Here is a 5,969-nt window from a genome sequence, read left to right as displayed (position 1 = left end):
GTCATTCTCTACATCGTGCTCCTGATCGGCGTGCTGCTCGGCGGCACAGCCACCTGGTTTGCCCAGGGCCAGCACCGCAAGCGCGAGCGCCAGTGGCGCCGCGAAGCGCAGGCGCTCGGCTCTGAGCTTGAAGCGCAGCGCCGGCGCCAGGGGCAGGGCGGCACCAATGCCCTTTCCGAAGTCGACGAAATCCTGGACCTGCGGTGAACACACCTCATTGTCCCATTTATCCTAGCTCCGACAGCTGAGTTCCGACCACGCGATGGGCGACCCCCTGATCATCAAAATCTGCGGCATCAAGACTTTTGCCATGCTCGATACCGCCATTGCCGCCGGCGCCGACATGATCGGCTTCATGCATTTCGCGCGGTCGCCGCGCCATGTGCCCATCGACATGCTGGCCGAGTTGATCTCGGCGGCGCGCGGGCAGGTCGAAAGCTGCGTCGTGCTGGTCAATCCCGACAATAGCAGCGTTGCCGAAGTGGCAGCGCTGGGTCCCGACTGGATCCAGCTCCATGGTCCGGAAACGCCGCACCGTGTCGAAACCATCCGATCTGATTCCGGCGTCGAAATCATGAAGGCGCTGCCCATCGGCACTGCCGAGGATGTCGCGCAGGTTGCAGCCTTTACCGATGCCGCCGACCGCATCCTGCTCGATGCGAAGCCCCCCAAAGGCGCTGATCGACCGGGGGGCCTGGGGGAAAGTTTTGACTGGTCGCTCCTCAAGGCGCTTGACCCGTCCGTGCCCTTCATGCTTTCCGGTGGCCTGACGCCGGACAATGTCGCTGAAGCCATCAAGATCGTTTCGCCTTTTGGCATAGACGTGTCTTCGGGCGTGGAGCGGGCACCCGGCGAAAAGGACAAAAGGCTGATCGAAGCGTTCATCCGCAACGCCCGCGCGGCCGGCTAAAGGATCGTTTGCCGGGTCATCTCGGCGGCGCCGAGAGGAACCTAATGGACGGCATCAATTCCCTGCGCAATGGCCCGGACGAGCACGGCCGTTTCGGGATCTATGGCGGTCGTTTCGTCGCCGAAACGCTGATGCCGCTGATCCTCGACCTCGAAAAGGAGTATCGGGCCGCCAAGGTCGACCCGGCATACCAGGCGCAGATCAAGGATCTTGCAACGCACTATACCGGTCGTCCCAGCCCGCTTTATTACGCCGAGCGTCTCAGCCAGCACCTGGGCGGGGCAAAGGTCTGGTTCAAGCGCGAAGAGCTGAACCATACCGGCTCGCACAAGATCAACAATTGCCTTGGCCAGATCCTCCTCGCCAAGCGCATGGGCAAGACCCGCATCATCGCCGAAACTGGCGCCGGCCAGCATGGCGTGGCGACGGCGACGGTCTGCGCCAAGTTCGACCTTCCCTGCACCATCTTCATGGGCGCCACCGACGTCGAGCGGCAGATGCCGAACGTCCTCCGCATGAAAATGCTGGGCGCCGAAGTTCGCCCGGTCACAGCCGGCGCCGGTACGCTCAAAGACGCCATGAACGAGGCGCTGCGCGACTGGGTCACCAATGTCGAGAATACTTACTACTTGATCGGCACGGCGGCCGGTCCGCACCCCTATCCGGAAATGGTCAGGGATTTTCAGTCGGTCATCGGTACTGAACTGAAAGAGCAGTTCCGCGAACTCGAAGGCAAACTGCCTGACGCGGTTGTCGCCTGCGTCGGCGGCGGCTCCAATGCCATCGGCACATTCCACGCTTTCCTCGATGATCCTGAAGTCGCGATCTATGGCGCCGAAGCCGGTGGGCATGGCATCGAGGTCGAAAACGGCCATGCTGCGTCGATGACCGGCGGCCGCCCCGGCGTGCTGCACGGCAACCGCACCTACCTCCTGCAAGATAGTGATGGCCAGATTCTCGAAGGCCATTCCATTTCGGCCGGTCTCGACTATCCCGGCGTCGGCCCGGAGCATTCCTATCTCCACGACACCAAGCGCGTCACCTATGTGCCGATCACGGACAATGAAGCGCTCGAAGCCTTCCAGCTCTGCACCCGCATGGAAGGCATCATCCCCGCGCTTGAAAGCGCCCATGGCCTGGCGCAGGTGATCAAGCTCGCCCCGACCCTGGGGAAAGACAAATCGGTCGTGCTGTGCCTTTCGGGCCGTGGCGACAAGGACGTCGAAAGCGTTGGCAAATATCTGGGGCTGTTGAAGTAATGACCACCCGTATCGACCGCGCTTTCGCTGCCGCCAAGGCCGCCAACCGCCCCGCCTTCGTCACCTATGTCATGGGCGGCGATCCGGACCTGGCAACGAGCCAGGCCATTCTCAATGCCCTGCCGGGCGCCGGCGCCGACATCATCGAACTCGGCCTGCCCTTTTCCGACCCCATGGCCGATGGCGTCGCCATCCAGATGGGCGGCCAGCGCGCGTTGAAGGCCGGGCAGACGCTGCTCGGGCTCCTCGGCATGGTGGAAGAATTCCGCCGCAAGGACGAGACCACCCCGATCGTGCTGATGGGCTACTACAATCCCATCTACAGTTTTGGCGTCGACAAGTTCCTCTCCGCTGCCAAGGAAGCCGGGATCGACGGGCTCATCATCGTCGATCTGCCCGCCGAGGAAGACGACGAACTGTGCATCCCCGCTCTCAAGGCCGGGCTCAATTTCATTCGCCTGACCACCCCGACCACCAACGACCAGCGCCTGCCAGTGGTTTTGGAAAACACATCGGGCTTTGTCTACTATGTCTCGATGACCGGGGTGACCGGCGCCGCTATCAAGTCGCGCGCTGCGGTCGGCGAGGCCGTGCAGCGCATCAAGGCCCATACCGACCTGCCCGTCGCTGTCGGCTTTGGCATCAAGACCGCCGAAGACGCCGCCGAAATCGGCAAGCATGCCGATGGCATCGTTGTCGGCACGGTGCTGGTCGAGGCTGTCGCCAAGACGCTCGTCGATGGCAAGGCCACCGACAAGACCGTCGCCGCCGTGCGCGATCTCGTGGCGGACATTTTCGCCGGAGTGAAGCGGGCCCGGGCTTAGAATTTCTCCTCCCCACAGTGTCATTCCCGCGAAAGCGGGAATCTCTGTTTCCAGCCAAAGAACCCCGATTTCACGGGGATGACGCTGCGGAATGAAGGTGGATAGAGCCTAGCCGCCCTTTGCCCCAGCCGTCTCCGCCTGATAAGAATTGCCACAATTGACATCTAGGTGAGTTTCCGAGCGTTTCAGAGAAACGCCAGAGCTCACCGCGAAAGGCCGCGCCATGAACTGGATCGACAATTTCGTCCGCCCCAAAATCCGCTCGTTCCTCAACAACAAGCGTGACACGCCGGAAAACCTTTGGGTGAAAGACCCCGAGTCCGGCGAGATGGTGTTCTATCGCGATCTCGAAGCCAATCAGTGGGTCGTGCCGAATTCCGGTTACCACATGAAGATCAAGCCGGCCGACCGGCTGGCCAATTTCCTCGACGACGGTGCCTATGACCTGGTGCCCGTCGGCTCCGTCCCGGTCGACCCCCTGAAATTCCGCGACCAGAAGCGCTATACCGACCGCCTCAAGGAAAACCGCGCCAAGACCGGTTTTGAGGACAGCGTCATCGTTGCCACCGGCAAGCTCTACAAGCGCGACATCACCGTCGGCGTGCAGGACTTTGACTTCATGGGCGGCTCGCTCGGCATGGCGGCCGGCCAGGGCATCATCACCGGCCTTGAAACTGCCGTCGAGCGCAAGACGCCCTTCGTGCTCTTCGTCTCTTCGGGCGGCGCCCGTATGCAGGAAGGCGTGCTCTCGCTGATGCAGATGCCGCGTACCACTGTTGCCGTGCTGCGCCTGCGTGAAGCCGGCCTTCCCTTCTTTGTCGTCCTGACCAATCCGACCACGGGCGGCGTCACCGCCTCCTATGCGATGATTGGCGACGTGCATCTTGCCGAGCCCGGCGCCCTGATCGGCTTTGCCGGCCAGCGCGTCATCGAGCAGACGATCCGCGAAAAGCTGCCAAAAGGCTTCCAGCGCTCGGAATACCTTTATGAGCACGGCATGGTCGACATGGTCGTCCACCGTCACAACCTGCGCTCGACCATCGGTTCGCTCGCCAGCATTCTCACCCGCGCCCCGGCCAATGACGAGCTTTCTGGCTCGACCAGCAAGGCCATCGCAGCGCAGTCGAGCCTGCGTGACGCAGCCGTGGCAGCGGAAGGCGACGACGATCTCGCGCCCGCCGCCGCACATGCTGAATAAGGCCTTTACCGGCACTTAACGGCGTTCGCCTAACCTCGCGCAAAATAGTTCGCCCAGCCGACGGGAATCGGCCGGGCGTGCGCCTTTGCGAGGACACAGATGCGCCGCTTCTCCCTGCCGATTGCCCGGAAACTGCCCCTGGCCCTACTGGGTTCCGCTCTCCTCGTCAGCGTGGGCGTCGGCCTCGCCAGTTATCTCATCGGCTCACAGGCCCTGCGCGCCTCGGCGGAAAACACCCTCGCCACTCTCGCCTCCGAGCGCGCGCGACAGGTTTCGTCCTATATCCACGGCGTCGAGGAAGATCTCGTCGCCACCTCGCGCTCTGCCGATACCCAACAGGCGCTGCGCGATTTTGCTGGCGCCTGGCTGCAGTTCAAGGTCGACCCGACCGCCGAAGTGCGCAAACTCTATGTCGACGACAATCCAGACAAGGCCAATCTCTCGGCGCTCGATACGCTGGGCACGACCGGGGCCTATGACGTCACCCATACCCGCTTCCAGCCCAGTTTCCGCAACAAGGTCGTGGCGCGCAGCTATCGCGACTTCTACCTGATGGATTTGAAGGGTTTTGTCGTCTACTCGCTGAAGAAGGGCGAAGAATTCGGCACCAGTCTCGCCGAAGGCGGGCCACTCGCCTCAACCGGCCTCGGTCGCGTCTTCGCCCAGGCCGTCGCCATCGAAAACGACAATGACCTCGCCTTTGCCGACTACGAGGCCTATGCCCCGGCGGCTGGTCTTCCCGCCAGCTTCTTTGCAAAACCCGTCTTCAACGCCCAGGGCCGCAAGATCGGCGTCGTTGCCTTCCAGCTTCCCTCCGAAGTCCTTGATGGCGTCGTCGGCGATCGCACCGGCCTTGGCGAGACCGGCGAAGTCATCGTCGTCGGCGCCAATGGCGTACTGCGCTCGGATTCCATTTTCACACCGAGCAATGATGCGCTCGCAACCGGCTTTGCCGGCCCGGTGCTCAATGCCGCCATTGCCGGCAGCCACACGATCGGGGAAACCACCGATTATCGCGCCACGCCCATGCTGGTTGCCGGCGCACCGATCGCCACCAAGGGCGAGCCCTGGGCTGCCGTAGCCGTGATGGCGCAGGACGAGGTTCTGGCCCCGGTCGCCCAGATGCGCAACATGATGTTCGCCATCGGCGCGGGCCTTCTCGCCGTCGTCGCCGTCCTCAGCCTCCTCTTCTCGCGCTCCATCACCAAGCCGATTACCCGCCTTACCGGCACGATGGAAACCGTCGCGGCCGGCGATTTCGACGCCGAAGTGCCCGGCACGACGCGCGGCGACGAGCTGGGCGCGATGGCACGGGCCGTTGAAGTGTTCCGCGAAAATGGCCGCAAGATCAGCCAGTTGACCGAGGCCGAGGCCGCCCAGGCCCTCCGCAACCAGGCCGAGCGCGCCGAAATGATGGTGACGCTGCAGCGCGCCTTTGGCGACGTAGTGGAAGCGGCCGTGTCAGGCGATTTCACCCATCGCGTCGAAGCCAAATTCCCTGACGCTGAACTCAACACCCTCGCCCGCTCGGTCAATCGGCTCGTCGAAACCGTAGACCGCGGCCTGGCTGAAACCGGCTCTGTGCTCTCGGCTCTCGCTGACACCGACCTGACCCATCGCGTCAACGGCGACTACCAGGGCGCCTTTGCCCGCCTCAAGGACGATACCAATGCCGTGGCCGAACGCCTCGGCGACATCGTCGGCCAGCTCCGCGCCACCTCCGGCACGCTGAAGCGCGCCACCGGCGAAATTCTTTCGGGTGCGAACGATCTCTCCGA

6 protein-coding genes are annotated in these 5,969 nt (G+C 63.2%); all 6 read left to right on the top strand.

The window, feature by feature from the left end; all coding sequences use genetic code 11:
• On the top strand, positions 1 to 207 hold a 207-nt coding region (locus ABW043_RS17120), incomplete at its 5' end, for a LapA family protein (protein WP_353922406.1).
• A 55-nt stretch (positions 208 to 262) separates the two neighbouring features.
• Positions 263 to 910, top strand: a complete 648-nt coding sequence (locus ABW043_RS17115) for a phosphoribosylanthranilate isomerase (protein ID WP_353922405.1) — start codon at positions 263 to 265, stop codon at positions 908 to 910.
• 44 nt (positions 911 to 954) lie between these two features.
• Positions 955 to 2,169 (top strand): tryptophan synthase subunit beta, encoded by a 1,215-nt coding sequence (gene trpB, locus ABW043_RS17110; RefSeq protein ID WP_353922404.1) that lies wholly within the window; start codon positions 955 to 957, stop codon positions 2,167 to 2,169.
• Entirely contained in the window at positions 2,169 to 2,993 is an 825-nt protein-coding gene (gene trpA / locus ABW043_RS17105; protein ID WP_353922403.1) for a tryptophan synthase subunit alpha, read from the top strand. The genes trpB and trpA overlap by 1 nt, the downstream gene beginning before the upstream one ends.
• 223 nt (positions 2,994 to 3,216) lie before the next feature.
• Positions 3,217 to 4,191 (top strand): acetyl-CoA carboxylase, carboxyltransferase subunit beta, encoded by a 975-nt coding sequence (gene accD, locus ABW043_RS17100; RefSeq protein ID WP_353922402.1) that lies wholly within the window; start codon positions 3,217 to 3,219, stop codon positions 4,189 to 4,191.
• 99 nt (positions 4,192 to 4,290) lie between these two features.
• Positions 4,291 to 5,969: HAMP domain-containing protein (locus tag ABW043_RS17095; protein ID WP_353922401.1), on the top strand; the 1,679-nt coding region annotated here is incomplete at its 3' end.

The sequence above is a fragment of the Devosia sp. genome (assembly GCF_040509215.1).
Classification (GTDB): domain Bacteria; phylum Pseudomonadota; class Alphaproteobacteria; order Rhizobiales; family Devosiaceae; genus Devosia.
Note: the sequence above shows the minus strand (reverse complement) of the source record. Positions and strands in the feature narration are given on the sequence as shown.

Bases quoted from the DNA above. Each gene is read 5' to 3' on its own strand.
- ABW043_RS17115 (WP_353922405.1), top strand. From the start codon at position 263: ATGGGCGACCCCCTGATCATCAAAATCTGCGGCATCAAGACTTTTGCC.
- trpB (WP_353922404.1), top strand. From the start codon at position 955: ATGGACGGCATCAATTCCCTGCGCAATGGCCCGGACGAGCACGGCCGT.
- trpA (WP_353922403.1), top strand. From the start codon at position 2,169: ATGACCACCCGTATCGACCGCGCTTTCGCTGCCGCCAAGGCCGCCAAC.
- accD (WP_353922402.1), top strand. From the start codon at position 3,217: ATGAACTGGATCGACAATTTCGTCCGCCCCAAAATCCGCTCGTTCCTC.